The organism is Streptomyces sp. WI03-4A, from assembly GCF_033792105.1.
Lineage (GTDB): Bacteria > Actinomycetota > Actinomycetes > Streptomycetales > Streptomycetaceae > Streptomyces > Streptomyces collinus_A.
The window spans coordinates 226,443-251,040 of sequence record NZ_JARAUO010000001.1 but is presented as its reverse complement, the minus strand read 5'-3'; the positions used below and the strand labels follow the sequence as shown (position 1 = coordinate 251,040).

The window sequence follows — 24,598 nt, the reverse complement described above, 5'->3', positions numbered from 1 at the left end:
ACATGTTCCGGGCACTTGCCGGGCACATGCGCGATGAAGGGGATCAATCCCCTTTTGCGGGGGCCACGTAGAGCAGGGCCGGCTCACCCGGCAGAGCGAGCCGTCCGGCCGCCAGCTCGGTCGCGATCCGGACACATCCGTGCAGCGGATCGCCCTCGGCCCGCACCGCACGGGCGTGCGGCAGCCGGTCGGCCACCTCCTCGCGCAACGGCACGAGCAGCGGGTCGCCCAGCCGGAGGAGACCGCCGGTGAACGCCACTTCGGGCGCACCGGACGCCGGGCACACCGCAGCGGCGGACTCGGCCATGTTCCGCGCGGCCGCGCGCAGGATCGCGGCGGCGACCGGGTCGTGCGGGGCTTGCTCGGCGACCCGGGGTGCGAAGGAGGCCAGCATCGCGGGGCGGTCGGTGCGCGGGTAGAGCCGGCCGGGCAGTTCCCGTACCGGCCCGAACTGCTCCTCGGCGGCCGCCAGTAGAGCCGTCGAGCCGCCGTCCCGGCCGTCGTGGGCGCGCAGCGCCGCCTCCAGACCGGCCCGCCCGATCCAGGCACCGCCACCGCAGTCGCCCAGCAGATGTCCCCAGCCGTCCGCCCGACGCCAGCCGGTCAGATCGGTGCCGAGGGCGATGAGACCGGTGCCCGCGGCGACGACGGCGCCCGGACGGGGCCCCAGGGCGCCCACGTAGGCCGTCACCGCGTCGGCCGCGAGTGCCACCGCACGCGTACCCAGCTCTCGCTCGAGCGCGCCGGGCAGTTCGGCGCGCAGGGCGTCGCCCAGGCTGGCGAACCCGGCGGCGCCGACGACGGCCGTGCCCAGCTCGTCGACCCCGGCCCGTTCGGTCAACGCCTTGGCCAGGGGCAGCAGTTGCGCCATCAGGTGGTCGGGGTCGATGCCCCGGGCGCCGGTGCGGACCGGCTCCCGCGTCTCCCCGGAGGCCGTCGGCGGGCGGCCGGGAACCCCGACCGCGACCCGCAGACCGGAGCCGCCGGAGTCCACGGCCAGATAGCCGGGGGCGGTCACGGCAGACGCCAGTCCACCGGCTGTCCGCCCTGCTCGATCAGCAGGTCGTTGGCCCGGCTGAACGGCCGCGACCCGAAGAAGCCGCGGTCGGCCGACATGGGCGAGGGGTGCGCGGACTCCACGGCGGGCAGCCGGCCCAGCAGCGGGCGCAGATTGCGGGCGTCGCGGCCCCACAGGATGGACACCAGGGGCTTGCCGCGCGCGGCCAGCGCCCGGATCGCCTGCTCGGTGACCTCCTCCCAGCCCTTGCCGCGGTGGGCGGCGGGACTGCGCGGTGCCGTGGTCAGCGCCCTGTTGAGCAGCAGCACGCCCTGCTGGGTCCACGGGGTGAGGTCGCCGGTGGACGGCTGCGGCAGCCCCAGGTCGGCGTGCAGCTCCCGGAAGATGTTGATCAGGCTCGGCGGCAGCGGGCGTACCTCGGGCGCGACCGAGAAGGACAGTCCCACCGCGTGTCCCGGGGTGGGATACGGGTCCTGACCGACGATCAGGACCCGCACCTCGTCGAAGGGCTGCTGGAAGGCGCGCAGCACATGCGCTCCGGCGGGCAGGTAGGTGCGTCCGGCGGCGATCTCCGCGCGCAGGAAGTCGCCCATCTCGGCGATCCGCCCGGCGACGGGTTCCAGGGCCTTCGCCCAGCCCGGTTCGACGATTTCATGCAAGGGTCGTGGTGCCACGGGCGTCACCCTACTGCCGTACGGGCAGCGGGGATCAACCGGTGGCCAAGGCCGTCAGGTCCCCCCGCCGGACTCATCCGATCACCGCGGCCCGCACGCACAGCACGTCCGGCAGGTGGGAGGCGAGCTGCCGCCAGCTGTCGCCGTCGTCGGCCGACGCGAAGACCTCGCCGTTGCGGTTGCCGAAGTACACGCCCGCCGGGTCGGCGTCGTCGGTGCACAGGGCGTCCCGCAGCACCGTGCCGTAGTGGTCCTCCTGCGGCAGCCCCGACGACAGCGGCTCCCAGCTCTTGCCCGCGTCCTGGGTGCGGAAGACCCGGCAGCGGTGGTCGGCGGGCACCCGGTCGGCGTCGGCGTTGATCGGGAAGACGTACGCGGTGTCGCCGCGGTGCGGATGGGCGGCCACCGCGAAACCGAAGGTCGACGGCAGGCCCGCGCCGATGTCGGTCCACTGCGCGCCCGCGTCGTCGCTGCGGTACACGCCCCAGTGGTTCTGCAGGTACAGCCGGTCCGGGTCGGCCGCGTCCCGGACGACCTTGTGCACGCACTGGCCGAACTCCGGGCTCGGGTCCGGCAGGAACACCGCGGAGACCCCGGAGTTGGACGGCGACCAGCTCGCCCCGCCGTCCACGGTGCGGAACACCCCGGCGGTGGAGACGGCCACCGTCACCGAGCGTGGGTCGCGTGCGTCGGTGAGCACGGTGTGCAGCCCCTCACCGCCGCCGCCCGGCACCCAGCGGGAGCGGGTCGGGTGCTCCCACAGGGGGCGCACCAGCTCGAAGCTCTCCCCGCGGTCCTCCGAGCGGTACAGCGCGGCCGGTTCCGTGCCCGCGTACACCACGTCCGGCTCGGCGGCGGCCGGGTGCAGCTGCCAGACCCGCTCCAGGGAAGCCCCGGTGTCCTTGGGGAACTTGACCGCGGGCCGGGCGGGCTCGGTCCAGGTGCGGCCCAGGTCGTCGGAGTGGAACACCGACGGGCCCCAGTGCGCGCTGTCACCGCCCGCGAGCAGCCTGGTCGTGCCGCCGCGGGTGTCGACGGCGACCGAGTAGATCGCCTGGGCGTTGAAGCAGGGGCGGTCGTCGAACTCCCAGGCGCCGCCCCGGCGCCGCCCGATGAACAGGCCTTTTCGGGTGCCCACGGCGAGCAGGACCTCGGTCATGCCGATCACCTCCGGGACGTCTTCGTCCAGGTCGTCGTCAGATATCGGCCAGTCTGCACCCCGCCACTGACAGTCGGCCCGAGGACACGCGTCGCCGCAGGTCGGCGCGGTGCGGACGGCCCCTTGCGGAGACCGGCGAGGTCCGTTGCGGCATGTGCCTGCGCGAAAGGGGTGTCTCGTGCGACCGTCGGTGGGACGGCTCGTCGTGAGCAAGGGACCGGCCCCGCCCGTATGGGAGGTCGGTCCGGCCTGTCGGTGCGCTCGTGAGGAGGATGCCTTTGATGGCGTTCCGTGGTCCCAAGGTGTGGCTGTGGCGCTGGCGGCGCAATCCGCTCAGGCGCCGGGCCGACGTGGTCGAGGCATGGGTGGTGCTCGCCGCCTGGCTGCTGACCGTGGTGGCCGGTGTGCTGGCGGGCCTCGTGGCGGCCCGCTCGGTGGAGCACGGACTGGCCCGGGAGCGTGCCGCCTGGCACCCCACCGTCGCCCACGTCGTCGCGAAGGCACCGGGCAGGGCCACCGCGGAGAGCGCCGACGCCGAGCGGGTCTGGGCCGAGGTGCGCTGGGCCGGCGCGGACGGTGCGGCGCACTCCGGCCAGGCCCGGGTGGCGCCGGGCAGCAAGGCCGGGACCCCGGTCACCGTCTGGACGGACCAGCGGGGGCACCTGGTCACCCGGCCCACCACCGCCTCCGAGGCCACCCTCCGGGCCACCCTGACGGGCGGCCTGGTCGGGCTGAGCGCCGCGGCCGTGCCCTTCGTCGGCGGGCTCGTCCTGCGCGGCCGCCTGGAGCGCCGCCGCATGGACCGCTGGGACGCCGAGTGGGCCCGGCTCGGCCCGCAGTGGGGCCGGACGGCCGGCTGAGCCGCCCGGCGGGTCCAGGGGGCTACAGCCCCTCCAGGACCTCCCGGCAGGCTCTGAGCAGCGCCTCGTCCTCCGGGATGGCATGGCCGCCGTAGCCGCCCTCGCGCGCCATGAGGCGCCGGGGGTCGGCCAGTTCCGCGGCCACGAGGTCGCGCAGGGGCCCGGCCGCCGGGCCCATGGCGGCGAGGCACCGGGCGACGGCGGCCCGCCCGCGCGGGTGCCGTGACCAGGCGGTCCGGAGCACCGGCAGCACGGGTTCCGGGTCCCGGCCGATGTGCCACAGCGCGCACGCGGCCGACAGCCGCAGCCGCACCGGTCCCGAACGGGCCGCCCGGCCCAGCTCCGGCAGGGCGGAGCGGGCGGCCGGACCGAGTCTGCCCAGCTGCCGGGCGGCCTGGGCGCGGCCGACCGGCTCACCTTCCGTCAGCTCCCGCAGCAGAATGGGCAGAACGACGGAGGCGTCGCCGTCCGCCGACCACAGGGCGCCCGCGGCGGCGGCCGCGTGCCGGGAGCCCAGCTGCGCGCGCAGCGCCGGTGCCGCCTGCGCGGTGGCCCCGAGGGCGTCCAAGGTCTCGATGGCCGGTCCGGCGACGGTGCCCCGGGGCCCCTGGCCGGCCGGGGTACCGGACAGCAGGCGCAGCACCTCGGGCGCGGCGTCGGGGTCACCGATGGCCCTGAGCGCCGCCAGCAGCGGGGCGGCGCGGGTGCCGGCGTCGGGGGAGTCGAGGGGGATCCGGCCGAGCCGGTGGCGCAGTGCGGAGGCCAGCGGTGCCGCGGCCGGTCCCAGGTGCGCGATCTCGTACCCCAGGCCGGCCGGCGGGAGCGGGCCGGCGAGCAGGTGGGACAGGACCGGCAGGGCCCGTGGGTCGCCGCTCCTGCAGAGGGCCTTCAGCGGGGCGCCGAGGGTGGCCGAGCCGCGTTCCCAGCGGCGGGTCCACAGGTCGGGCCGGGCGGTCACCAGTGCGTGGAGGTCGTCCGCGGCGGGCGCGGCCAGGGCGAACAGCTCCGCCAGGGCCGACACCGCCACGTCGCGTAATCGGTCCTGGTCGGTGCCCAGTTGGGCGCCGATCAGGGCCACCGGACCCGCGTGGTCGCCTCGCCAGCCGCGGAACAGCCCGGCCGCCATGCACACGGCGTTGCACCGGTCCACCGGGTCCGGGCTGCGCAACTGCCCGTCGAGCAGGGCGGTCCGGTCGGCGGTCCGGTCGCCGAGCGCGGTGTGCAGGGTGCGCAGCAGCCGGGCGCCCTCCTCGTCGGAGGGTCGCAGTCGCCGTATCCGGCCCACGAGGCTGTCGGGGCGCGTCCGGTGCGGGGACCGGTCCTGGCGGGCCGACCGGTCCCGCAGCAGCCGTACGGCCGTGGGCACCAGGTCGGCCGGGAGCCGCTCGGGGGCCACGAGCGCGAGCTGTCCGAGAGCCGCCAGCCGTTGCCCCGGGTCGTGCGGCGGGGCGCTCTGCGCGGTCAGCAGGTCCACCGCGGCCGTGTGCGCCGGGTATCTGCGGGCGAAGAGGCCGAGTGCCTCGGTCAGCGCGAGCCGGACCCGCTCGTCCCGCTCGACCGGGATCCGCCGGCGCAGCAGCTCCAGGACCCGGGCCGGGCCGTGGACGAACCGGACGACCGCCCCGGCCGCCGCGCGGCGCACCCCCGGGTCCGGGTCCGCGAGCAGGGAGACGAAGACCTCGGCGTGGGCGCCCACGGCCTCACGCGCGCGTGCGTCCCCGCTCTCCGACCCCAGTCTGACCAGTAGTTCGACGATGCAGCCGCGGTCCGGCACCGCCTCGCGGACCGCGATCGAGCACAGGAAGGGAACGCAGGCCAAAGTCGAGTCGTACACGTTCCCCTGGTGGTGCACCGCGCCGTACATGCCGTCCAGCGCGCTGTGCCGCTCGGCGGCGTCGCAGGAGGCCAGCTGCCGCAACCATGCGGGCACGTCCTCCGCGCTGCCGTGCGCGTGCCGCAGCGAGGCCCAGTCGACCTCGTCGATCCCCGTGAACACGTTGTCCTCCCCAGACGAGTGCCACCTGATCGCGAGTGTGCACCACGGCACTGACAACGAAACGGAACCGCGCGCTGACTGTGTGCGATCCGTCGGCTGTCACCGGCCACCGGGCGCGCTCGGGCCCGGTGGCCGGACAGAGGGGTCACTTCCGGCCGGGGAGGGCCCGCTCCAGAATGGCGTCGAGGTCCGTTCCCGAGGACAGCGTGCCGAACGCGTGCCCCCAGTCGCCCGCGAGCCGGCTCGCGCAGAAGGCGTCCGCGACCGGGTGCGGGGCGTGCCGGACCAGCAGTGAGGCCTGGAGGGCGAGGGCCATCCGCTCGACCAGCCGGCGGGCGCCGCTCTGGTCGGTTCCGGCCAGCTGGTCCTTCAGGCCGGCCACGGCCGTGTCCAGGCGGGCGTCCGCCCCGCGCGCGAGGGCGAGTTCGGCGAACAGGGCCTCGGCGGTGTCCGGTTCCCGGCCCAGGGCGCGCAGCACGTCCAGGGCGTTGACGTTGCCCGAGCCCTCCCAGATGGACAGCAGCGGCGCCTCCCGGTAGTGGCGGGGCATGCCGGAGTCCTCCACGTACCCGTTGCCACCCAGGCATTCCAGCGCCTCCGCGGTGAACGCAGGGCCCCGCTTGGTGACCCAGTACTTGCCCACGGCGGTGGCGATCCGCCGGAAGGCCCGCTCCCCGGCGTCGCCGCGCACGGCCCGGTCCGCCGCCCCGGCCAGCCGCAGCGTGAGCGTCGTCGCGGCCTCCGACTCCAGCGCGAGATCGGCCAGTACGTTACGCATCAGCGGCTGGTCGAAGAGCCGCGCGCCGAACGCGCTGCGGTGGCGCGCGTGGTGACCCGCCTCGACGAGCGTCTTGCGCATCAGGGTCGCCGAGGACATCACGCAGTCGAGACGGGTGCAGTTGACCATCTCGATGATGGTCTTCACGCCCCGCCCCTCGGGTCCGACCAGCCAGGCCACCGTCCGGTCGAACTCGGGCTCGGAGGAGGCGTTGGAGCGGTTGCCGAGCTTGTCCTTCAGCCGCTGGACGCGGAAGGTGTTGCGGCTGCCGTCGGGCAGGATCCGGGGCACGAGGAAGCACGACAGCCCGCCGGGGGCCTGCGCGAGCACCAGGAAGACGTCGCACATCGGCGCCGACGTGAACCACTTGTGCCCGCGCAGCGTGTACACACCGGGCTCGCCGGTCGGCGTCGCGGTGGTGGTGTTCGTCCGGACGTCGGAACCGCCCTGCTTCTCGGTCATGCCCATGCCGGCGAGGAGGCCCGGCTTCTCGGTGGGCACCCGCAACCCGGGTTCGTACGCGCGGCTGGTCAGCAGCGGTTCGTAGACCTTGGCGAGATCCGGCTGGGCGCGCAGCGCGGGGACGGCGGCGTACGTCATGGACGTCGGGCAGCCGTGTCCGGCCTCCGTGTGCCCCCAGACGAGCCCGCCCGCCGTGCGCGCCACGTGCGCGCCGGTCCTGTCGTCCGCCCACGGGGCACCGGCCAGTCCCTCGGCGACCGCGGTCCGCATCAGGTGGTGCCAGCTCGGGTGGAACTCGACCTCGTCGATCCGGTGGCCGTACCGGTCGTGGGTGCGCAGCTCCGGCTCGTGCCGGTTGGCCAGCTCGCCCCACTCCTGGGCCTCCTCGCTGCCGGCCCGCAGCCCGAGCCGCCGGAGGTCGTCCTCGGCCCATCCGGCGCCCTCCCGGCGCAGCCCTTCCAGCAGGGCCCGGTCGTCGGAGGCGTCGTACGGGGCCAGGGGCGGGGCCTGGTTGGTGACGTCGTGGGTGGCGTACTGCGGCTGGGGCGCCGACTGCGCGGGTGTCGAGACCATGGGCTCATGTTGCACTCATTCTGCGGCTGTAGCAACGATGCAATACATGCCGGAACATGCGACGCCGGACGGATCCGGGGCGCACGTACAGTGGGTGCCCATGCGCATGAACGTGCCGGTGGAGCCGGGCCGGACGGGGCCGCGGCCGCTGTCCGCGCGGTCGGTCGTGCTCAGCCTCCTGCTGGGCGTGCACCCGCCCGAGCTGCCGGTGCGGGACCTGGTCCGGCTGGTGGAGCCGTTCGGCGTCGGCGGCTCCACCCTGCGGGCCGCGCTGAGCCGCATGACGGCCGCGGGGGACCTGCGCCGTACGGACGCGGTCTACGGGCTCAGCGACCGGTTGCTGGCCCGGCAGCTCCGCCAGGACGAGGCGCTGCGGCCCCGCACGCGCGCGTGGGACGGCGACTGGGACATGGTGGTGATCACGGCGACCGGCCGCGGCCCCGCGGAACGAGCCGAGCTGCGGGCCCGGTTGACCGCCCTGCGGCTGGCCGAACTCCGCGAGGGTGTCTGGCTGCGTCCGGCCAACCTGCTCAGGCCGCTGCCGGCCGGCCTCGCGCGCGTCGCCCTGTCCTACACCGCCCGCCCTGAAGGGTCCGCGCACGAGCAGGTCGCCCGGCTGTGGCCGCTGGACGCGTGGGCGGCCACCGCCCGGGCCCTGCTCGCCGAGGCGGAGGGCGCCGGCCGGCCGGCCGCCCGCCTCGCCGCCTTCGCCGCGGTCGTACGTCACCTGCTCACCGATCCGGTGCTGCCGGCCGGACTGCTGCCCGCCGACTGGCCGGGGGAGGAGCTGCGCACGGCCTACGCCGGCTACCAGCGGGAACTGGCGGTCTCCCTGGGGGCCCGGGGGCAGGAGGCGTGAGCGGCCGCGGACACCGGTGGGCCGCCGCCCGCGAGGGACGGCGGCCCGCTGCCGCCTACTTGTAGGTGATGTCCGAGGACGCGTACTTGCAGTACGTGCTGTCCGGGCCGGTGCCGTTCTTGGACGGCTCGGCGCCCGTGTTGTTGCCGATGTACTTCTGGCAGGGAACGATCTTCTTGCCGCTGTCCCCGACGACGGTGATGTTCCGCAGGGTCGCGCTGTCGCCGTAGTTGGTGTTGATGCCGACGAGCGCGGAGCCCTTGTACGTCGCCTCGATGCCGCTGAGGTTGATCGTCCGCTTGTACTGCGTCTTGCAGTTGCCGCACGAGCGGACCAGTTTGCCGAAGTTCTTCACCGCGAAGCCGGACACGTCGAGCGTCCCGGCGCCGTTGAACTGGAACACCTTGTCGCCGGCCTCCTTCGCCCCGCCGCCGGTCACGGTGTAGACGTTGGACGAGGAGGAGCCGAGGAAGGTGGCCGCGTCCTCGCCGACGTCCTCCCACCACACGTTCTGCAGTGTGCAGCCGCCCAGACAGTGGATGCCGTCGGCGGCCGGGGCGCCGATGATCACGTTCTTCAGCACCGTCCCGGGGGCCAGTTCCAGGATCGGGTCCTGGCTCTCGCTCTGCCCGTCGGTGCCGAGGTCGCCGGTACCGTACAGGCGCTTCATCCCGTAGTCCTTGGTGCCGGACAGCGAGATGGTGGCGGAGACCGCCTGGCTGCCGTTGGCCGTGGGCCAGGTGGCCGCGCCCGCCGGTCCGCTTGATGTCATGATCATGCCAAGTACAAGCCCGGCCGCGGCGAGTCCGCCCAGCAGGGCGCGCCCGGAACCGGTGCGCGCGGGTGCTCGTGAGGTCATGTCCCGAATGCCTTCCTCGGTGTGGGGATGGTCAGATCCGTCCGGTGCCCGCGCCGGCGGTCACCGAGGCGGCGACGCCGGACGCCGGCTCGGCGGTGTAGCCGTAGGGCGGGCTGGTGAAGGTGCCGGTCCGCGAGACCTCGGTGGCGGCTCCGCCGAGGTCGTTGCCGCGCAGGTTGGCATAGCCGTCCACGTCGCTGTCGCGGCTGGTGGTCACCGCGACCTGGGTGTCGCGGAAGACGTTGTTCTCGACCAGCATCTGCGCGCCCATCCGCGAGTGCACGGCGGTCTCGGCGCCGACGACGTAGTTGTCGTAGAAGTGCCCGGTGCCGAAACGCAGACTGGGGACCCGGGAGTTGACGTTGTAGAACCAGTTGTGGTGGTACGTCACCCGCAGGTGCCCGGTGTCCTCGCTCGCGTTGCTGTCGCTGTGGCCGACGAGCGAACCCTTGTAGTGGTCCTTGAAGGTGTTCCACGAGACCGTGACGAAGTCGGACGCGTGCGTGATGTCGAGCAGACCGTCGTAGTAGTCCTTCCCGTGGTCGCGGTCGGACGAGAGGGAGTTGTGGTCGATCCACACCTTCGTCGAGGACTGGACGGTGATCGCGTCGGTCTTGGCGGCCTTGCTGATCACGAGGTTGCGCAGGACGACGTTGGTGACCTTCTTCAGGCGCAGTCCGCCGCCGGTGAAACCGGACGACGAACCGACGCCCAGCACGGTGGTGTTGGAGCCGACGTCGACCTGACCGCTCAGTGTGATCAGGCCGTTGACCTTGACCACCTTCGCGGTACCGCCGGTGACGGCCGCCTTGAAGGCGTCCGGGGTGGAGACGGTCACGGCGCTCGCGCCGCCGCCGCCGGTCGTCCCGGCGCCGAAGCCGACGGGTGAGGAGTCGGTGGCCCCGGCCGTCTGCGGCAGCGCGAGCGCGGCGGCGGTGCCCAGCGCCACGGCGGCGGCCGCCGATCCGATGAGTCGTTGCGTTCGCATGAGGGGGCGTCCCTTCAAGTGGGGGCTATGGAATGTGTACGTGAACGACGTACACCATGTGGAACGCACTTGCGGGATCAGGGTGGTGTGAGCGGGGATTTCGGTGGCCCACGGTCACGCTGATGAACGGGACCGTAAAGGGAAAGCGCTTTCTGGTCAACGCTCCGCGCAGCACGGTTTTCGGTCAGTGACGGGGGCGGGCCGAGGCGGGTCGGGGATCGGCTAGGCGGTCCGCGCCGCGCCCATCAAGGTGTCCCAGTCGGCCAGTTTGACCACGCCGCGGCCCAGCCGGGCACCCAGTTCGGCCTCGGCGCGCTCGATCGCCTGCCAGCCCGCCCACGGCACCGGTTCGAGGCCCGCCGCCCGCAGCGCGGGGAGCGCGTCCTCCGGCACCTCGGTACGCGCGAGCGCGGGCGCGTCCGCGAGGAGGGCGGTCGCCGTCTCCTTGGCGCACGGCCGGTTGGTGCCGATGACACCCGTCGGGCCGCGCTTGATCCATCCGGCGACGTACTCGCCCGGCGAGGTGACGCCGTCGCGCAGCACCCGGCCCTCCCGGTGCGGCACGGTCCCGTTCCCGGGGTCGAACGGCAGCCCCTCCAGGGGGACTCCGCGATAGCCCACCGAGCGCAGCACCAGCTGTGCCGGCACGTCCTCGTACCGTCCGGTGCCCGTCACGCCGCCGTGCCCATCCGGCGCCGTCCGCTCGAAGCGCACACCGCCCACCCGGCCGCCGTCCGCCAGCACTTCCACGGGCCGCAGGAAGAACCGCAGCCGGATCCGGCGCCCGGGGCTCAGCGGTTCGACGGCGGTCCAGCCGCGCATGGCCTCCACGTTCCGGCGCTGCACGGCGGGCAGCGCGGCGGCGTCGGCGCAAGCCGGGTCCAGCGTCAACTCGGCCGCGTCCACGACGACTTCGGTGCCGGGCAGGCCGCCCAGCTCGCGCAGCTCCTTGGTGGTGAAGCGCGCCTGCGAAGGACCACGCCGGCCGACCATGTGGACCTCGGCGACCCCGCTCGCCGCCAGTGTGTCCAGCGCCGCCTGCGGCATGTCCGTCGGGCGCAGCTCCCCGGCGCCGCGCACCAGCATCCGGGTGACGTCCACGGCCACGTTGCCCACGCCGATCACCACCGCCGACCGGACACCGCGCACGAAGCCGGCGTCGACGGCGTCCGGGTGCGCGCTGTACCAGGACACGAACTCGGTCGCCGACCAGCTGCCCGGCAGCTCCTCGCCGGGAATGCCGAGGTGCCGGTCAGCGGCGGCGCCCACGCAGTAGACCACCGCGTGGTACAGGCTCCGCAGCCGGGCCACCGACAGCCCGCCGGGCCCGGCCACCCTGACCCCGCCGAGGAAGCGGACGCGCTCGTGCTCCAGCACCGTGCGCAGGTTCCCCTGGAGGGACTTGATCTTCTCGTGGTCCGGGGCGACACCGTAGCGCACCAGGCCGTACGGGCACGGCAGCCGGTCGAGCACGTCCACCCGCACCTCGGGGTCGAGCTGTACCAGGGTCTGGGCGATGTAACACCCGCTCGGCCCGGATCCGACGACGGCGACACGCAGCACGGCGGTACTCCTTGCCCGAAGGAGGAGGGTGTGCGGACGGTTCCAGCATGGCACCGCGGAGGCGCGGGCGGCAGGGGCCGGCGGGGTGACGCGGGCGCGCATCCGGGCGTCGGGGCCGGCCGGGGGCCCGTGCGACGAGCCGGGTGCGGTATCGCCGTGCGTGGGCAGGTGGCCCTCGCGTGTTCCGAGGGCCACGGACCGGCCCGGCCACCCGCCGTGGCCGAGCGGCGGCTCGCCCCGCCGGCTACTCGCCCGGCTCGGCTACTCGCCGCGCTCCTCGGTCGCGAAGAACCGGGAGAGGTCGTGCTCACGGCAGCCCTCGGCGTCCGCGTCGCTGCCCGGCGGGGCGCCCCGCTCCCAGTCGAGGCCGTAGCGCTTGAAGAGTTCGGCGCGCAGCACCGGGACGGGCATCGGCACCCCCGGCACCAGCGCCGAGAACACCGCCCCCATCAGCAGGGCGCGCAGCAGGGGGTAGTCGGCCGTCACGTCCGCGGAGCCGTACCGGGCGACCGTGTCGCTCAGCAGTTCCGAGAGTCGCCGTTGCTCCGGGCACTGCACGAAGCCCTCCGCCTGGAGCAGCCCCGCCATGTGCTGCCGCATGAGGACCGGACGGTCGCGGGCGAGGCCCAGGATCGCGTCGATGGCCCGGGCCAGCCGCTCCCGGCCGTCCTCGGTGCGCGGCTCCCGCTCCAGCGCCTCCTCCAGCGTGCGGTGCATCAGCCGGTGCACGGCGGACTGGACCAACTGGCGCTTGCCGGGGAAGTAGTACGACACCAGTCCGCGCGCGGAACCCGCACGGTCGGCGATGTCGGCCAGCGTGGTGGCCTCGAAGCCGTGCTCGTCGACGAGCTCCACCGCGGCCTGCAGCAGCCGCTCCCGGGAACGTCGGCGCAACTCTTCATTGACCGAGGCGCTGCGCGGGGACATCCTGTAACTCCTGCGTTGACTGGCTGCCAGCCAACTATACTCAACGCGGTGGCACCGCCCTGCGCGGGGCCCGCTCAGAGCTGCCGTCCGTCTGGGGCGACGCGGGGGATCGTCTCGGACGGGCGGCTTGGCAAGCGGTTGCGCCGCAGCTGGCGCACACCTGTCCCCGCCTCCTTGGAGTGGGGCACGGATGCCCGGCCGAGGAGGCGTGCGACATGGAACAGGACCAGCGGATCCTGCACCGGATCACGGAGATGGTCGAGGACGAGCGCAGTCTCCGGGCGGCGGTCGCCGCAGGGGAGATCGACAGCGACACCGAACAGCAGCGGCTCGGGCAGGTGGAACGCGAACTCGACCAGTGCTGGGATCTGCTGCGCCGGCGCCGCGCCAAGGCGGAGTTCGGGGAGAACCCGGACGAGGCGCGGGCGCGGCCGGAGGGCCAGGTCGAGGACTACCAGGGCTGAGCCGGGGCGTCCGCCGCTCGGCCGTGGCTTCCACCGCCCGGCCGGGGGCCGCCGCGGCGGTCAGGCCACCATGTCCAGCACCGGCAGCAGCGCGTCCGGCCGTTGCGCCACCGGGAGATGGTCCACGAAGTGCACGCGGCAGCCGAGCGCGGCGGCGCCGCCGTCGGCGGCCCTGCTGTCGCCGACCATCACCACGTCCCGCGGATCGGCACCCAGTTCGGCGCAGGCCGCCGAGAAAAGCCGTGGATCCGGCTTCTGCACGCCGTGTTCGTACGACAGTGTGTAGACGTCGACACAGGCGTCGAGACCGTGCTCGCGGAAGACCGGGCGCAGGTCCCAGCCGATGTTGCTGACCACGCCCACGCGGATCCCGCGCTCGCGCAGTGTGCGCAGCACGTGGGCGGTGTCCGGGTACGGTGCCCAGGCGGCGGGGGTCATGTGCCGCTCGTACAGCGCGTCGTGCAGGGCCGCGTCGGGCAACGGCACGCGCCGCGACAGGGCGGTGTAGGCGGCCCGGTGCAGTGCCGCGCTCTTGTCCCGCACCGCCCACGCCTCGGCGAGGTCCGCCGGCAGCTCGACCGGGTCCGCCCCACCGGCCAGCGCCCCGGCCACCTCCAACGCCTTCGCCTTCTCGGCCACTTCAGCCTCGGACAGAGCCAGACCGGCCGCCGCCAGCACGGCACGCAACCAGGATTGGGTGGACTCGATACGGAACAGCGTTCCCGAGAAGTCGAAGAGCACGGCAGCCATGCGGGGACTCTACCGGGGGGAGATCCCTTCACGGTATCGCGCTGTCGAAGCCGGAGAGCGTAAGCCGGACGACGTCTGGTGACCAGGGCGTCAGTGCGGCCAGCCCATGGCGCGGAGGCCCGGTACGAGGGTTACCAGGACCGGGAGCACCGGTACCAGCGCGGCCACCGCGGTCAGGCGCAGGCGGTGGAGGGCCGGGAGGCGGTCAGGGGGTGTGAGCAACCGGTGCACGCGCCGTGGGACGTGCGCCTCGGGGGCGGGGCAGGGGCCGAACACGCCCCGGTCCTCGTTGAGTTCGACGAGGGCCAGGGCCGTGGTCAGCCGGCCGAAGCGCCGGGAGGCCGTGTCGTCGGCGGCCAGCTCGACCAGCCGGTGCATCTCGCCGCGGAACGCGGCGAACACCGGCACCTGGGGGAAGCCGCCGGCCAGCGCGGCCGAGCAGTGCAGCAGCCAGTCGTGGCGCGCACGGTCGTGCCCCTGCTCGTGGGCGAGCAAGGCGTCCAACCGGCGCCCTTCGAGGCGGCGCAGAGCCGCCGTGGTGATGACGAGCCGGGGCGCCGTACCGGGCAGCCACCAGGCGTCGGAGCGCTCGCCCTCCAGCACCGTCAGCCGGCGGCCGGCCGGCTCCTCGCCCGGCAGCAGCGGGGCCCGGACCAGGAGTTCGGTGCGTCGCAGGTGCCGTCGCGCCCGGGCCCGTACGACCTCGCGGACCAGCATCGCCAGGCTCCACAGGCCGCCGCAGGCTAGCGCCACCGCGGTCGTCGCCGCCCAGGGGCCCGCCGCGCCGAGGGCGTAGGCCTGCACCACCGGACGCGGAGCCGTGCCGAACAGATGCCCGCGCACCGCCTGCCAGGCCGCCGCCGCGCTGAGTGTCATCGACAGCGCGCAGCACAGCAGCACGGCCGCCACCACGCACTGCCACACCCACAGGGCCACCACCGGTTCCCGGTCCGGCCAGTCGGCCCGGGCGAGCAGCCGCGGGCCGACGACGGCGGTCAGGGTGCCGAGCAGCAGCAGTGCCACGGGGACCATCATGGTCAGCACCCTATGAGCGACGAGCCGCCCACGGGTACGGTCACCGGCGCCGAAGTGACGCAGGCAACGCCGCCGCCGGCTGCCGACTCCCGTCGACTGCCGAACACCGCCCCCTCGACTGCCGTCCGCCGACCGCCGCTCCGCCACCTTCCGGCCAAGTGGGCGGCTCACATCGCCAGCAGCATGGCCACCATGCCGATGCCCATCGACAACCGGCACGCCCGCGCCAGTTCCGGACGGTCGCCCCATCGCACCGCCGCCCTGCCTCCGGGTGCGGAACCCCTGCCACCCCCCGCCGCACCGGTACCGGCTCCCGGCCCGCCCGCCGTCGCCACCGGTACCAGGCGGGCGCCGGAGAGCAGCACGTAGCCGGTGAAGTAGAGCAGGAGCGCGCCGGTCACGAGCGGCACGCCCGTGCCCGCGTGGGCGTGGTGGTGAGCGGTGGGGGAGAGCGCCATGGTCAGGGACATATAGACCATCGCCCCCGTTCCCACGAGGTGGTGCAGATGGTGCGGGCCGGCGCGCGCGGCCCATACGGCGCGCAGCGCGGCCGCGCCGAACACGGCGGCGTACAGCGGCCACGCCCACCCCGGTGGGCTGAACACCGTGGCGGGCACGGCCATCGCGGCCATCCCGAAGCCCATGAGCGCCTCGCCGCCCGCGGCGCGGCGCTGTTCCTCCACCCCGCTGCGCATGCGCAGCAGGCAGTAGGCCCCGGTCGCCGCACACAGCGCGACCAGCAGCCAGGCCGGCCAGGCCGGACCGTGCACGCGTGCCACCCCCTCCCGACGGACGGACGAGGATGCGATGCCCAGGACGGGCGGGGCATACGCGAGCGCAAGGGAGTACACGGGGAGCATTCGAGGGAGCACAGCAGGTGAGCGGGAGATCCCAGGGAGAGCCCGCAAGGTGTTTTACTAATAAAACATATGTTAAATTGATGGGTATGAGCAGTGCGACCCGTCTCCGACTCCCCCTCTCCGGTGTGCTCCGCCTCGGCCGGCCCTCCGACATATGGTTCAAGCCCGCCTGCAGCGTGGTGGCCGCGGTCGCTCCGCCCAACCTCGCCCTGCTGGCCCTCGGCCGGCTCGACCTCGCCATGTACACGATGGCGGGCTCGCTGTGCGCGCTCTACGGCCACAACCGGCCCTACGCCGCACGGGCCCGGGCGCTCGCCTGGGTGGTGCTCGGCATGGTCGCCGGTCTCGCCGTCTCCCTCGTCGCCGCCTCGCTCACCGGCGACGCCGTCGTGCTGGTCACCGTCGGCGCCCTGATGGCGGCCGCGCAGAAGGCGGCCGTCGACGCCACCCGCATCGGTCCGCCCGGCAACGTCGTCCTCACCTTCATCAGCTCCGCCGCGCTGTTCGCGCCGCAGACCCTCGGCCAGGTCCCCGGCCACCTCGGACTCGCCCTCGCGGCGGGCGCCTGGGCCTGGCTCGTCGGCATGGCACCCGGACTGCTCCGCCCCCACGGCCCCGAGCGCCGCGCCACCGCGCAGGCCCTGAACGCGGCCGCCGCCTACGCCGCCACCCGCGGCACCGCCGACGGCCACGCCCAGGCCCGGGCGGCGAGTGCCGCCGCCATCCACGCCGGCTGGCAGTCCCTGCTGGCCGCCGGAGCCCGCCCCGACGGCACCCGGCGCGCTCTCGAACGGCTCCTGGTGCGCGCCGAGGTCGCCCTCGCCGCCCCCGCCGACACCGACCCCGACCGGCTGCGCGCCTGGGCGCGCGACCTGCGCGGCACCGGTACCGTCCCGAGCGCCGGCTCCCCGCGCGAGTCGGCCGACGAACTGCTCGGCGTGGACACCGAACTGGCCGCCCCGCGCCGCCCCCTCCGGCAGCGGCTCGCCCCGCTCGCGCCCCTCGCCGCGCGCACCGCGCTCGGCTGCGCGCTCGCCGGCTACGCCTCCCTGCTCCTCGGCGTCGGGCGCCCCTACTGGGCCCTGGTCACCGCGGCCTCCCTGTACCAGGCCAACGTCACCCTCACCTGGCGCCGGGGCGTCCAGCGCGTCGTCGGCAACCTGCTGGGCGTCCTGGTCTTCGCCGCGATCGCGCCCCTCACCCACCTCCACCCTGCGGCCCTGGTCCTGAGCTGCCTCGCCTTCAACTTCGGCGCCGAGGCGCTGATCGGCCGCAACTACTGGCTCGGCACCGTGTGCGTCACGCCCATGGCCCTGCTCATCACCGAGTTCGCCCGCACCCAGGACCCCGGGCAGCTGATCACCGAGCGGGTCGTCGACACCGTCGTCGGAGCGCTGGTCGGCTTCGTCGCGGCCGTGGCCGTCACCAACCGGCGGGCCGGCGACCGGATCGAGCACGCGCTGACCGCGGTGGAGAGCGCCCGCGAGAGCGCCGCCCGCCTCCTCGCCGAGCCGCACCCGGAACCCCGCGCCCTCGAAACCTCCCGCCGTTCCCTCGCGGCCGCCCTGGTCGACCTGCGCGCCACGGCGGACGCCGCGTCCGGCGAGTGGTGGCAGCGTGCGCTGCCCGAGGAGCGGGTCGTGCTCGCCGAACAGTCCGGGCACCGTACGCTCGCGGCGACGGTACGACGCCAGGGGCTCGCGCCCCGGGATCAGGACGCGGGCAGGACGACGGAGGACGCACGGCCATGACGGCGACGAACGCACGACCGACGGCCAGGGACACCGGGACCGGCGGAGCCGCGCGCGACGAGCGACCCGAGCCCGGGCCCGAGGCCGGGAGCGACGCGGCGCGGCACGACACGGTCGCGTCCGTGGTCCGGCAGTGGCGGGCCGTGCACCCCGAGCTGGACACCGGGCCCATGGAGGTCATCGGCCGGATCAACCGCTGCGCCGCCCTTCTCCAGCAGGCCGAGGACGCCCCGCTGCGCCGGGCCGGTCTCAGCCGTGCGGAGTTCGACCTGCTCGGGGCGCTGCGCCGGACCGGGCACGAGCTGACGCCGGGGGAGCTGGCCAGGGAGACGTTCTCCTCCGGCGCCGCGGTCACCAAGCGGATCAAGCAGCTGACCGAGCGCGGACTGGTCGAGCGGCGTGGCGACACCCGCGACCGCCGGGTGGCGCACCTCCGCCTCACCGACACCGGACGCGACCTGGTGGACGGCATCCTGCCCGAGCAGCTCGCCTACGAGACCGCCGTGCTGTCCGTCCTCGCCCCCGAGGGCCAGGGCGAACTGGCCGTCCTCCTGGCCGACCTGCTCAGCCGCCTGGAGGGCCGGATGGGCGCCCTGCGCGCCTGAGCGCCGGGCGCGGGAAACCGGGCCGCGCCGAAGGGGGGAGCGGGCCCCGCTCGCGAGGGTCCGGCCGACTCCCGCCGCCACGCCCCGCTCGACAGCCCACGCCCCGCTCAGCCCTCCTCGCCGGCCCGGTACACGCCGAACGACGCTCCCTGCGGGTCCCGCAGCACGGCGATGCGCGGCCCGTCCGGCACGGACGCGGGCGGCACCGCGACGGCCCCGCCCGCCCGCTGGGCGACCTCCGCCGCCGCGTCCACGTCGTCCGTCGCGAAGTACGGCAGCCAGTGCGGCGGCACCTCCAGCGGGAACCGGTCGCCCATGTCGGCCATGCCGCCGAAGTCGGACCCCTCGATGCCCCATTGCGTGTACCACTGCGAGGCGTTGACGCTCCAGCCGAAGACCGTGGTGTAGAAGTCGCGGGCCCGCTCGGGCGCGCGGGTGGCCAGCTCCACCCAGCCGAGCGTGCCGGGCGCGTTGAACAGGCCGGCGCCCGGGAACGCCCGTGCCTGCCACATCTGGAACGCGGCGCCCGTCGGGTCGAAGGCGACCACGAACCGGCCGGCGTCGAAGACGTCCATCGGGCCGACGACGACCGTGCCCCCGGCCTCCGTCACGCGCCGTGCGGCGTCGTCCGCGTCCGGTACGGCGAACGACACGTTCCAGGCGACGGGCTGGGACTCCTGGTACAGCGGGCTGAGCGCGGCGACCGCCGCGTCCCCCAGGTGCGCCACCGTGTAACCGCCCGCCTCCGGCCGCTGGTCCGTCTCCGGCCGCCAGCCGAACAGGTCCGCGTAGAAGCGCTTCGCCCCCTCCAGATCGCCTGTACCCAGCTCGGTCCAGCAGGGTCCGCCGGTCACCGGCTTGTCGAGCTTCATGAGGCCTCCCTTCCGGCACGGCCGGGGCGCCCGCTGCGCACCACCCCTCCGTACGGCGGCGCCCCTCGGCCCCCTCCAGGCACGCTAGCCCCGCCCGCTCCCACCGGCCATCGGAGCCCGCCGCCCCGCCCGGGTCCCTAGATCCCGGGCCGGTAGCGCAGGGGATGGTCCGAGGGGACCTCGACCAGGACGATCCGGGTGCCGTCCGGGTCGGCGATCCACATCTCGATCAGGCCCCACGGCTCCCGCACCGGTGGCCGGACGACGTCGACCTCCCGGGCCAGCAGTTCCTCGTGGGCGGCGGCCATGTCCGGTACCTGGAGCCACAGGCTCACCGCGGAGGACGGCGGGGTGTCCGAGCGGCCCGAGACCTCCAGGAAGCCGCCGCCGAGGAAGTAGACGGTCCCGCGCTCGGGGCCCGTGCCGAACTCCCGGTAGACAGGGAGGCCGAGCCGCTCCCCGTAGAAGGCGCGGGAGCGCTCGGGGTCGGTGGGACGCAGAAGTGTCCGGCTGCTCAGTACGTGCACCATGCATCCGGAGCCTAGTGGCACAGTTACCCTGCTCCCTGGCTCAGCCGCGCCCGAGATCGGAGAACCACCTCATGGACACCACCACCGGACCGACCTTCCGAGACGCCACCGACGCGGACGTGGACGCGCTGGTGGCGCTGGTCGAGTCGGCGTACCGGGGCGAAGCGAGCCGGGCCGGGTGGACCACCGAGGCGGACATCCTGGAGGGGCAGCGGACCGACCCGGAGGGCGTCCTGGAGGTCGTGAAGTCGCCCGGCAGCCGGCTGCTGACGGTCGAGCAGGACGGCCGGATCGTCGCCTGCTGTCAGATAGAGCACCGGGGCGAGTACGCCTACTTCGGCATGTTCGCGGTCAGCCCCGCCCTTCAGGGCGCAGGGCTGGGCAAGGTCGTCATGGCGGAGGCGGAGCGGCAGGCCCGCGAGACCTGGGGCGTCACCGAGATGCACATGACGGTGATCTCGGTGCGCGAGGACCTGATCGCCTGGTACGAGCGCCGCGGCTACCGCCGTACGGGAAAGATGACGCCCTTCCCGTACGGCGACGAGCGGTTCGGCATCCCGCGGCGCGCCGACCTCCAGTTCGAGCTGCTGGTCAAGTCGCTGGTGTGACGTTCATGGGGGGAGACCGCGCACCGGCGGGATCGCGCACCGGTGCACTCGGGCTCAGGCCGTGAAGCGGCCGGTGCGTTTGATCTCCGGGTAGTCGGTGGTCGCGCCGTCGAGCTGGAGCGCGCGGACCAGCCGCAGGTGGTCCTGGGTGTTGACCACCCAGCCGATGATCTTCAGATCGGCCGCGCGCGCGTGCTCGACGACCTCCAGGGTCAGCCGCCGGATGTTGAGGCAGACGGTGGCGGCCCCCACCGCCTTGGCGCGCTCCACCACGTCGGTGCCGTAGCGGCTCGCGATCAGCGCGGTGCGCACGCCCGGCACCAGCCGGGCGATCTCCGCGACCGCCTCGTCGTGGAACGAGGACACCTCCACCCGGGAGACCAGGTCCCGCCGGTGCATGACGTCGGCCAGCGCACGGGCCGCCGCCACGTCCTTGATCTCCGCCTGCAGGGGCGACTTGACCGCGTCCAGGACCTCCTCGAAGAGCGGCACCCGCTCGCCGCGTCCCGCGTCCAGGGCGCGCAGTTCCGCGAGGGTCTTCTCGGCGATCGGGCCGGTGCCGTCGGTCGTCCGGTCCACGTCCGCGTCGTGCATGACGACCAGGGCGCCGTCCTTGCTCAGATGGAGATCGAGTTCGATCAGGTCGAGGCCGGCCTGCTGTGCGGCGGCGAAGGAACGGAGGGTGTTCTCGGGCTCGACACCCATGACCCCGCGATGACCGATGGTAAGGAAGTTCAAGGTTCAACTCGCTTCCGTCGACGGCGGCTCGGCGCCGGCGGACGCGACGGTACGTCGTCGTCCGCGTGGCAGGCTCGCAGCCTAATGGCCTGGTCCCACGATGGACCCGCACCTGCGCGAGGCGGCGGGGCGCGGCGCGCGCGAAACCTGGCCCGAACCCGCCCTTCGGTCACCCGGACGTGGGCGAGTTCCCCCGGTGTTGACCGGCCGGATCCGGACCTTTGCCGCCCACCTCTGCGACGCTCCCCGGAGCGTGACGAAAGTGACCGCCGTCACGGTTTGGCACAGGAAAAACAGCGGTGACCATGTGAATCGACCGAAGAATTTCCCGAGCAGCCACTTGCTGAGAGAAAGCAGGTATGCATACGGTGTCCATACGCGAGGTTCTCCCGTGGAGGATGGGACATGACGGAAATTCTTGTGCAGGTGGGTTCGGAGGAGCAGGTTCCTTCGCTGACCAGGGTGGTTGAGCACCCGGCCTGGCCCGTGCTCAAGGATGCCGTGGAGCAGATCCGGCCATGGCAGTCCAAGGACGGATCGATCGACTTCGAGGCCGAGGGCGCCCCCGAGCGCGCCGTGGCCGAGGCCGCCGTGTCCCGTGTCGCCGAGGCGGTCGAGCAGCTCTCCCCGCTCCTGCCGCACGACGCGGTGTACCACGAGGCCCTGGTCAAGGACCTGCGCCGGTGGGCCGAGGGCGGCTTCGAGGTGCCGGACTTCCTCGACTCCCTGCTGGCCTTCCAGCCCGCGTCGGGCCGCGCCGACGGCCTGCAGCACCTGGTCGTCTTCCCGATGTACACGCAGAACGGCAACCTGGACCGCAACCTGGAGGCGGTCGTGCTGCGCATGGTCTGGCCCGAGTGGCTGGCCGAGCTGGAGCGCACCCGGTACGACAACCCGCTGTTCTGCGGCATCAAGTTCGAGGACTTCACGGCCGGGTACGACACCCACTCCGCGGTCCTCTTCCCGGAGACCATCGCCGTGCGCGAGGCGCCGGAACGATTCACCTGGGGCGGCATCTTCTGCGACCGGGAGGCCGCCCGCTTCCGCCGGGTCACCGACGCGGCCGTGGACATCCTGGGCCTCGAACTGCCCGAGGACATCGCCGCGATGATCCACGACCAGAAGCGCTGCGAAGAGGCCTTCGTGCTGTGGGACATGGTCCACGACCGCACGCACAGCCACGGCGACCTGCCGTTCGACCCGTTCATGATCAAGCAGCGCCAGCCGTTCTGGATGTACGGCCTGGAGGAGCTGCGCTGCGACCTCACCGCCTTCAAGGAGGCCGTGAAGCTGGACGCCGACGGCGTCCCGCAGGCCCGCGACGTGCAGTACGCGGTGCTCTTCGACCGCATGTTCCGCTTCCCGGTCAGCGGCGACCGCAACCGCAACTACGACGGCGTCGGCGGCCAGCTGCTCTTCGCCTACCTGCACAAGCACGACGTCGTCCGCTGGACCGACAACAAGCTCACCATCGACTGGGAGCGCGCCCCGCAGGTCACCAACCAGCTCTGCGCCGAGATCGAGAAGCTCTACCGCGACGGCATCGACCGTCCCAAGCTGGTGCACTGGTTCGCCGGCTACGAGCTGGTCTCCACCTACCTCGCCCCGCACCCGGGCTCGAAGTGGGCCAAGGGTCCCGACGCGCTGGACCTGACCCTGCCGCCGCGCAAGCTCGTGGACGACGTGCTTCCGGACGAGTTTCCGCTGAGCATGTTCTTTGAGGCACTGTCCAAGAAGCTGAAGAACGTGATCGCCTCCACCAAGGGCATCACGGCGGACAGCGCCGAGCCGGTCGCCGCGTGAGCGACCGCGTACAGAACACTGCTGCAGAGGGGAAGACCATGGGGAACGGGGCGAACGGGGCTCTCAGTGGTGCGGTGATCGCGGTGGCCGGCGCGGGTGGCCCCGCGGGCCGCGCGGCACTGCTGCGCCTGGCCGAGGCCGGCGCGACCGTAGTCGGGGCGGACAACGACCCGCAGCGGCTCTCGGAGGCGGTGGACGCCGCGCGGTACGCCGCCGGCGGCGCCACCGTCACCGGTGACACGGTGGACCTGCTCGACCTGCAGTCCACCCGCGACTGGGCCACGCACATCGAGAAGGACTTCGGCCGCGTCGACGGCCTGGTGCACCTGGTCGGCGGCTGGCGCGGCAGCGAGACCTTCACGAAGACCAGTCTCGACGACTGGGACTTCCTGGAGATGCTGCTGGTGAAGACCGTGCAGCACACCTCGCTCGCCTTCCACGAGGCGCTTCAGCGCAGCGACCGGGGCCGCTACGTCCTGATCAGCGCGTCCGGCGCCTCCAAGCCCACCGCCGGGAACGCCGCGTACTCCGCGGCCAAGGCGGCCGCCGAGGCGTGGACGCTGGCCATGGCCGACTTCTTCCGCAAGGCGGGGGGCGCCGAGGAGCTGACGTCCGCGGCCACGATCCTGGTGGTGAAGGCGCTGGTGCACGACGCCATGCGCGCCGAACGCCCCAACGCGAAGTTCGCGGGCTTCACGGACGTCAAGGACCTGGCCGAGGCCATCGAAGGCGTCTGGAGCAAGCCCGCCGCGGAAGTGAACGGAAACCGTCTGTGGCTGACCGAGAAGCCGTGAACCCTGCCAGGACCGACGCGCGTCGTCACCACGACCCGCAGATCCGCGGTTTCGCCAGTGACAACTACGCCGGGGTCCACCCGGAGATCCTGGCCGCCATCGCCCTGGCGAACGGCGGCCACCAGGTGGCGTACGGCGAGGACGACTACACCGAGAACCTGCAGCAGATCATCCGCAGCCACTTCGGCTCCACCGCCGAGGCCTTCCCGGTCTTCAACGGCACGGGGGCGAACGTGGTCGCGCTCCAGGCGGTCACCGACCGCTGGGGCGCGGTGATCTGCGCCGAGAGCGCGCACATCAACGTGGACGAGGGCGGCGCACCCGAACGGATGGGCGGCCTGAAACTGCTCACCGTGCCCACGCCCGACGGCAAGCTCACGCCCGAGCTGATCGACCGGCAGGCCTGGGGCTGGGACGACGAGCACCGGGCCATGCCCCAGGTCGTCTCGATCACCCAGAGCACGGAGCTGGGCACCCTCTACACGCCGGAGGAGATCCGGGCGATCTGCGAACACGCCCATGCACAGGGCATGAAGGTGCACCTGGACGGCTCCCGCATAGCCAACGCGGCCGCCTCCCTGGACGTGCCCATGCGCACGTTCACCAACGCGGTCGGCGTCGACATCCTCTCGCTCGGCGGGACGAAGAACGGCGCCCTGTTCGGCGAGGCCGTCGTGGTCGTCAACCAGGACGCGGTCCGCCGGATGAAGCACGTGCGCAAGATGTCGATGCAGCTCGCCTCGAAGATGCGCTTCGTGTCGGTGCAGTTGGAGGCCCTGCTGTCGAAGGACCTGTGGCTGCGCAACGCCCGGCACGCCAACGAGATGGCCCAGCGGCTGTCCGAGGGCGTGCGCGCGGTGCACGGGGTGGAGATCCTCTACCCGGTGCAGGCCAACGGCGTCTTCGCGAAGCTCCCGCACGACGTGAGCGAGCGTCTGCAGAAGCGTTTCCGGTTCTACTTCTGGGACGAGGCCGCCGGCGTGGTGCGCTGGATGTGCTCCTTCGACACTACGGAGGAGGACGTCGACACGTTCGTGGCCGCGCTCAAGGAGGAGATGGCCCGGTAGGACCC

Annotated in this window: 24 protein-coding genes; 9 read left to right on the top strand and 15 right to left on the bottom strand. The window is 73.6% G+C overall.

From position 1 onward, the window contains the following. Nucleotides 1-43 precede the first annotated feature (43 nt). The 3 genes from PV343_RS01185 to PV343_RS01175 all read right to left on the bottom strand — a co-directional run bounded on the left by PV343_RS01185 (nucleotide 44) and on the right by PV343_RS01175 (nucleotide 2,851). Nucleotides 44-1,018 (bottom strand): N-acetylglucosamine kinase, encoded by a 975-nt coding sequence (locus PV343_RS01185; RefSeq protein ID WP_319144835.1) that lies wholly within the window; start codon nucleotides 1,016-1,018, stop codon nucleotides 44-46. Beyond that, on the bottom strand, nucleotides 1,015-1,692 hold the full coding sequence (locus PV343_RS01180) for a uracil-DNA glycosylase (protein WP_319144834.1): 678 nt from the start codon (nucleotides 1,690-1,692) through the stop codon (nucleotides 1,015-1,017). The genes PV343_RS01185 and PV343_RS01180 overlap by 4 nt, the downstream gene beginning before the upstream one ends. A 73-nt stretch (nucleotides 1,693-1,765) precedes the next feature. Beyond that, complete coding sequence (locus PV343_RS01175; protein WP_319144833.1) at nucleotides 1,766-2,851, bottom strand: exo-alpha-sialidase; 1,086 nt, start codon at nucleotides 2,849-2,851, stop codon at nucleotides 1,766-1,768. 281 nt (nucleotides 2,852-3,132) lie between these two features. Between PV343_RS01175 and PV343_RS01170 the strand changes: the two genes are divergently transcribed. Then, nucleotides 3,133-3,711: a hypothetical protein gene (locus PV343_RS01170; RefSeq protein WP_133920758.1), complete on the top strand. Its 579-nt coding sequence runs from the start codon at nucleotides 3,133-3,135 to the stop codon at nucleotides 3,709-3,711. Nucleotides 3,712-3,733: 22 nt separating this feature from the next. On the opposite strand, the gene PV343_RS01165 is transcribed toward PV343_RS01170, so the two are convergent. Next, complete coding sequence (locus PV343_RS01165; protein ID WP_319144832.1) at nucleotides 3,734-5,707, bottom strand: HEAT repeat domain-containing protein; 1,974 nt, start codon at nucleotides 5,705-5,707, stop codon at nucleotides 3,734-3,736. Nucleotides 5,708-5,852: 145 nt separating this feature from the next. Beyond that, nucleotides 5,853-7,520 (bottom strand): acyl-CoA dehydrogenase family protein, encoded by a 1,668-nt coding sequence (locus PV343_RS01160; RefSeq protein WP_319144831.1) that lies wholly within the window; start codon nucleotides 7,518-7,520, stop codon nucleotides 5,853-5,855. 100 nt (nucleotides 7,521-7,620) lie between these two features. Here PV343_RS01160 and PV343_RS01155 point away from each other — a divergent pair, with 100 nt between their 5' ends. Beyond that, entirely contained in the window at nucleotides 7,621-8,379 is a 759-nt protein-coding gene (locus tag PV343_RS01155) for a PaaX family transcriptional regulator C-terminal domain-containing protein (protein WP_319144830.1), read from the top strand. 55 nt (nucleotides 8,380-8,434) lie between these two features. On the opposite strand, the gene PV343_RS01150 is transcribed toward PV343_RS01155, so the two are convergent. From PV343_RS01150 to PV343_RS01135, 4 genes are all read right to left on the bottom strand, one after another. Beyond that, nucleotides 8,435-9,238 carry a pectate lyase gene (locus tag PV343_RS01150; protein ID WP_319144829.1) on the bottom strand — a complete coding sequence of 268 codons (804 nt, stop codon included), beginning with the start codon at nucleotides 9,236-9,238 and terminating at the stop codon, nucleotides 8,435-8,437. Nucleotides 9,239-9,269: 31 nt separating this feature from the next. Further along, on the bottom strand, nucleotides 9,270-10,226 hold the full coding sequence (locus PV343_RS01145) for a polysaccharide lyase family 1 protein (RefSeq protein WP_319144828.1): 957 nt from the start codon (nucleotides 10,224-10,226) through the stop codon (nucleotides 9,270-9,272). 222 nt (nucleotides 10,227-10,448) lie between these two features. After that, entirely contained in the window at nucleotides 10,449-11,789 is a 1,341-nt protein-coding gene (locus tag PV343_RS01140) for an FAD-dependent oxidoreductase (protein ID WP_319144827.1), read from the bottom strand. A gap of 261 nt (nucleotides 11,790-12,050) precedes the next feature. Further along, the gene (locus tag PV343_RS01135; RefSeq protein ID WP_319144826.1) at nucleotides 12,051-12,716 is read right to left on the bottom strand and encodes a TetR/AcrR family transcriptional regulator; all 666 of its coding nucleotides are present in this window, start codon (nucleotides 12,714-12,716) and stop codon (nucleotides 12,051-12,053) included. Nucleotides 12,717-12,931: 215 nt separating this feature from the next. Between PV343_RS01135 and PV343_RS01130 the strand changes: the two genes are divergently transcribed. Further along, a complete protein-coding gene (locus PV343_RS01130) occupies nucleotides 12,932-13,180 on the top strand; it encodes a DUF2630 family protein (RefSeq protein ID WP_319144825.1) in 249 nt (82 codons plus the stop codon). A gap of 60 nt (nucleotides 13,181-13,240) precedes the next feature. On the opposite strand, the gene PV343_RS01125 is transcribed toward PV343_RS01130, so the two are convergent. The 3 genes from PV343_RS01125 to PV343_RS01115 all read right to left on the bottom strand — a co-directional run bounded on the left by PV343_RS01125 (nucleotide 13,241) and on the right by PV343_RS01115 (nucleotide 15,735). Further along, nucleotides 13,241-13,930, bottom strand: coding sequence for an HAD family hydrolase (locus PV343_RS01125; protein WP_319144824.1), 690 nt, complete (start codon nucleotides 13,928-13,930; stop codon nucleotides 13,241-13,243). A 90-nt stretch (nucleotides 13,931-14,020) separates the two neighbouring features. Next, the gene (locus PV343_RS01120; protein ID WP_319144823.1) at nucleotides 14,021-14,965 is read right to left on the bottom strand and encodes a M56 family metallopeptidase; all 945 of its coding nucleotides are present in this window, start codon (nucleotides 14,963-14,965) and stop codon (nucleotides 14,021-14,023) included. A 167-nt stretch (nucleotides 14,966-15,132) separates the two neighbouring features. Further along, complete coding sequence (locus PV343_RS01115) at nucleotides 15,133-15,735, bottom strand: DUF5134 domain-containing protein (RefSeq protein WP_319144822.1); 603 nt, start codon at nucleotides 15,733-15,735, stop codon at nucleotides 15,133-15,135. A 176-nt stretch (nucleotides 15,736-15,911) separates the two neighbouring features. Between PV343_RS01115 and PV343_RS01110 the strand changes: the two genes are divergently transcribed. Beyond that, nucleotides 15,912-17,576, top strand: coding sequence for an FUSC family protein (locus PV343_RS01110; protein WP_319144821.1), 1,665 nt, complete (start codon nucleotides 15,912-15,914; stop codon nucleotides 17,574-17,576). Continuing rightward, nucleotides 17,573-18,181, top strand: coding sequence for a MarR family winged helix-turn-helix transcriptional regulator (locus PV343_RS01105; RefSeq protein WP_319144820.1), 609 nt, complete (start codon nucleotides 17,573-17,575; stop codon nucleotides 18,179-18,181). The genes PV343_RS01110 and PV343_RS01105 overlap by 4 nt, the downstream gene beginning before the upstream one ends. Before the next feature lie 107 nt (nucleotides 18,182-18,288). Here PV343_RS01105 and PV343_RS01100 read toward each other — a convergent pair whose 3' ends face one another. Together PV343_RS01100 and PV343_RS01095 are read right to left on the bottom strand one after the other, a co-directional pair. Next, nucleotides 18,289-19,053: a VOC family protein gene (locus PV343_RS01100; RefSeq protein WP_319144819.1), complete on the bottom strand. Its 765-nt coding sequence runs from the start codon at nucleotides 19,051-19,053 to the stop codon at nucleotides 18,289-18,291. A 137-nt stretch (nucleotides 19,054-19,190) separates the two neighbouring features. Beyond that, entirely contained in the window at nucleotides 19,191-19,583 is a 393-nt protein-coding gene (locus tag PV343_RS01095; protein ID WP_319144818.1) for a VOC family protein, read from the bottom strand. Between the two features lie 71 nt (nucleotides 19,584-19,654). Here PV343_RS01095 and PV343_RS01090 point away from each other — a divergent pair, with 71 nt between their 5' ends. Continuing rightward, complete coding sequence (locus PV343_RS01090; RefSeq protein ID WP_319144817.1) at nucleotides 19,655-20,191, top strand: GNAT family N-acetyltransferase; 537 nt, start codon at nucleotides 19,655-19,657, stop codon at nucleotides 20,189-20,191. 54 nt (nucleotides 20,192-20,245) lie between these two features. Here PV343_RS01090 and PV343_RS01085 read toward each other — a convergent pair whose 3' ends face one another. Beyond that, nucleotides 20,246-20,929, bottom strand: a complete 684-nt coding sequence (locus PV343_RS01085) for a glycerophosphodiester phosphodiesterase (protein WP_020938430.1) — start codon at nucleotides 20,927-20,929, stop codon at nucleotides 20,246-20,248. A 405-nt stretch (nucleotides 20,930-21,334) separates the two neighbouring features. On the opposite strand from PV343_RS01085, the gene PV343_RS01080 reads away from it, so the two are divergent. Genes PV343_RS01080 through PV343_RS01070 form a run of 3 tightly spaced genes read left to right on the top strand, consistent with a single transcriptional unit; the run spans nucleotide 21,335 to nucleotide 24,593 of the window. Next, nucleotides 21,335-22,732, top strand: coding sequence for a DUF6421 family protein (locus PV343_RS01080; RefSeq protein ID WP_319144816.1), 1,398 nt, complete (start codon nucleotides 21,335-21,337; stop codon nucleotides 22,730-22,732). Between the two features lie 38 nt (nucleotides 22,733-22,770). Next, a complete protein-coding gene (locus PV343_RS01075) occupies nucleotides 22,771-23,526 on the top strand; it encodes an SDR family NAD(P)-dependent oxidoreductase (protein WP_319144815.1) in 756 nt (251 codons plus the stop codon). Next, the gene (locus tag PV343_RS01070) at nucleotides 23,523-24,593 is read left to right on the top strand and encodes a threonine aldolase family protein (protein WP_319144814.1); all 1,071 of its coding nucleotides are present in this window, start codon (nucleotides 23,523-23,525) and stop codon (nucleotides 24,591-24,593) included. The genes PV343_RS01075 and PV343_RS01070 overlap by 4 nt, the downstream gene beginning before the upstream one ends. Nucleotides 24,594-24,598: the final 5 nt, after the last annotated feature.

What these genes read in the sequence shown, in the direction of transcription:
- PV343_RS01175 (WP_319144833.1), bottom strand. Translation starts at nt 2,851, where the DNA reads ATGACCGAGGTCCTGCTCGCCGTGGGCACCCGAAAAGGCCTGTTCATC.
- PV343_RS01170 (WP_133920758.1), top strand. Translation starts at nt 3,133, where the DNA reads ATGGCGTTCCGTGGTCCCAAGGTGTGGCTGTGGCGCTGGCGGCGCAAT.
- PV343_RS01160 (WP_319144831.1), bottom strand. Translation starts at nt 7,520, where the DNA reads ATGGTCTCGACACCCGCGCAGTCGGCGCCCCAGCCGCAGTACGCCACC.
- PV343_RS01155 (WP_319144830.1), top strand. Translation starts at nt 7,621, where the DNA reads ATGCGCATGAACGTGCCGGTGGAGCCGGGCCGGACGGGGCCGCGGCCG.
- PV343_RS01150 (WP_319144829.1), bottom strand. Translation starts at nt 9,238, where the DNA reads ATGACCTCACGAGCACCCGCGCGCACCGGTTCCGGGCGCGCCCTGCTG.
- PV343_RS01145 (WP_319144828.1), bottom strand. Translation starts at nt 10,226, where the DNA reads ATGCGAACGCAACGACTCATCGGATCGGCGGCCGCCGCCGTGGCGCTG.
- PV343_RS01135 (WP_319144826.1), bottom strand. Translation starts at nt 12,716, where the DNA reads ATGTCCCCGCGCAGCGCCTCGGTCAATGAAGAGTTGCGCCGACGTTCC.
- PV343_RS01130 (WP_319144825.1), top strand. Translation starts at nt 12,932, where the DNA reads ATGGAACAGGACCAGCGGATCCTGCACCGGATCACGGAGATGGTCGAG.
- PV343_RS01125 (WP_319144824.1), bottom strand. Translation starts at nt 13,930, where the DNA reads ATGGCTGCCGTGCTCTTCGACTTCTCGGGAACGCTGTTCCGTATCGAG.
- PV343_RS01120 (WP_319144823.1), bottom strand. Translation starts at nt 14,965, where the DNA reads ATGATGGTCCCCGTGGCACTGCTGCTGCTCGGCACCCTGACCGCCGTC.
- PV343_RS01110 (WP_319144821.1), top strand. Translation starts at nt 15,912, where the DNA reads ATGAGCAGTGCGACCCGTCTCCGACTCCCCCTCTCCGGTGTGCTCCGC.
- PV343_RS01105 (WP_319144820.1), top strand. Translation starts at nt 17,573, where the DNA reads ATGACGGCGACGAACGCACGACCGACGGCCAGGGACACCGGGACCGGC.
- PV343_RS01100 (WP_319144819.1), bottom strand. Translation starts at nt 19,053, where the DNA reads ATGAAGCTCGACAAGCCGGTGACCGGCGGACCCTGCTGGACCGAGCTG.
- PV343_RS01095 (WP_319144818.1), bottom strand. Translation starts at nt 19,583, where the DNA reads ATGGTGCACGTACTGAGCAGCCGGACACTTCTGCGTCCCACCGACCCC.
- PV343_RS01090 (WP_319144817.1), top strand. Translation starts at nt 19,655, where the DNA reads ATGGACACCACCACCGGACCGACCTTCCGAGACGCCACCGACGCGGAC.
- PV343_RS01080 (WP_319144816.1), top strand. Translation starts at nt 21,335, where the DNA reads ATGACGGAAATTCTTGTGCAGGTGGGTTCGGAGGAGCAGGTTCCTTCG.
- PV343_RS01075 (WP_319144815.1), top strand. Translation starts at nt 22,771, where the DNA reads ATGGGGAACGGGGCGAACGGGGCTCTCAGTGGTGCGGTGATCGCGGTG.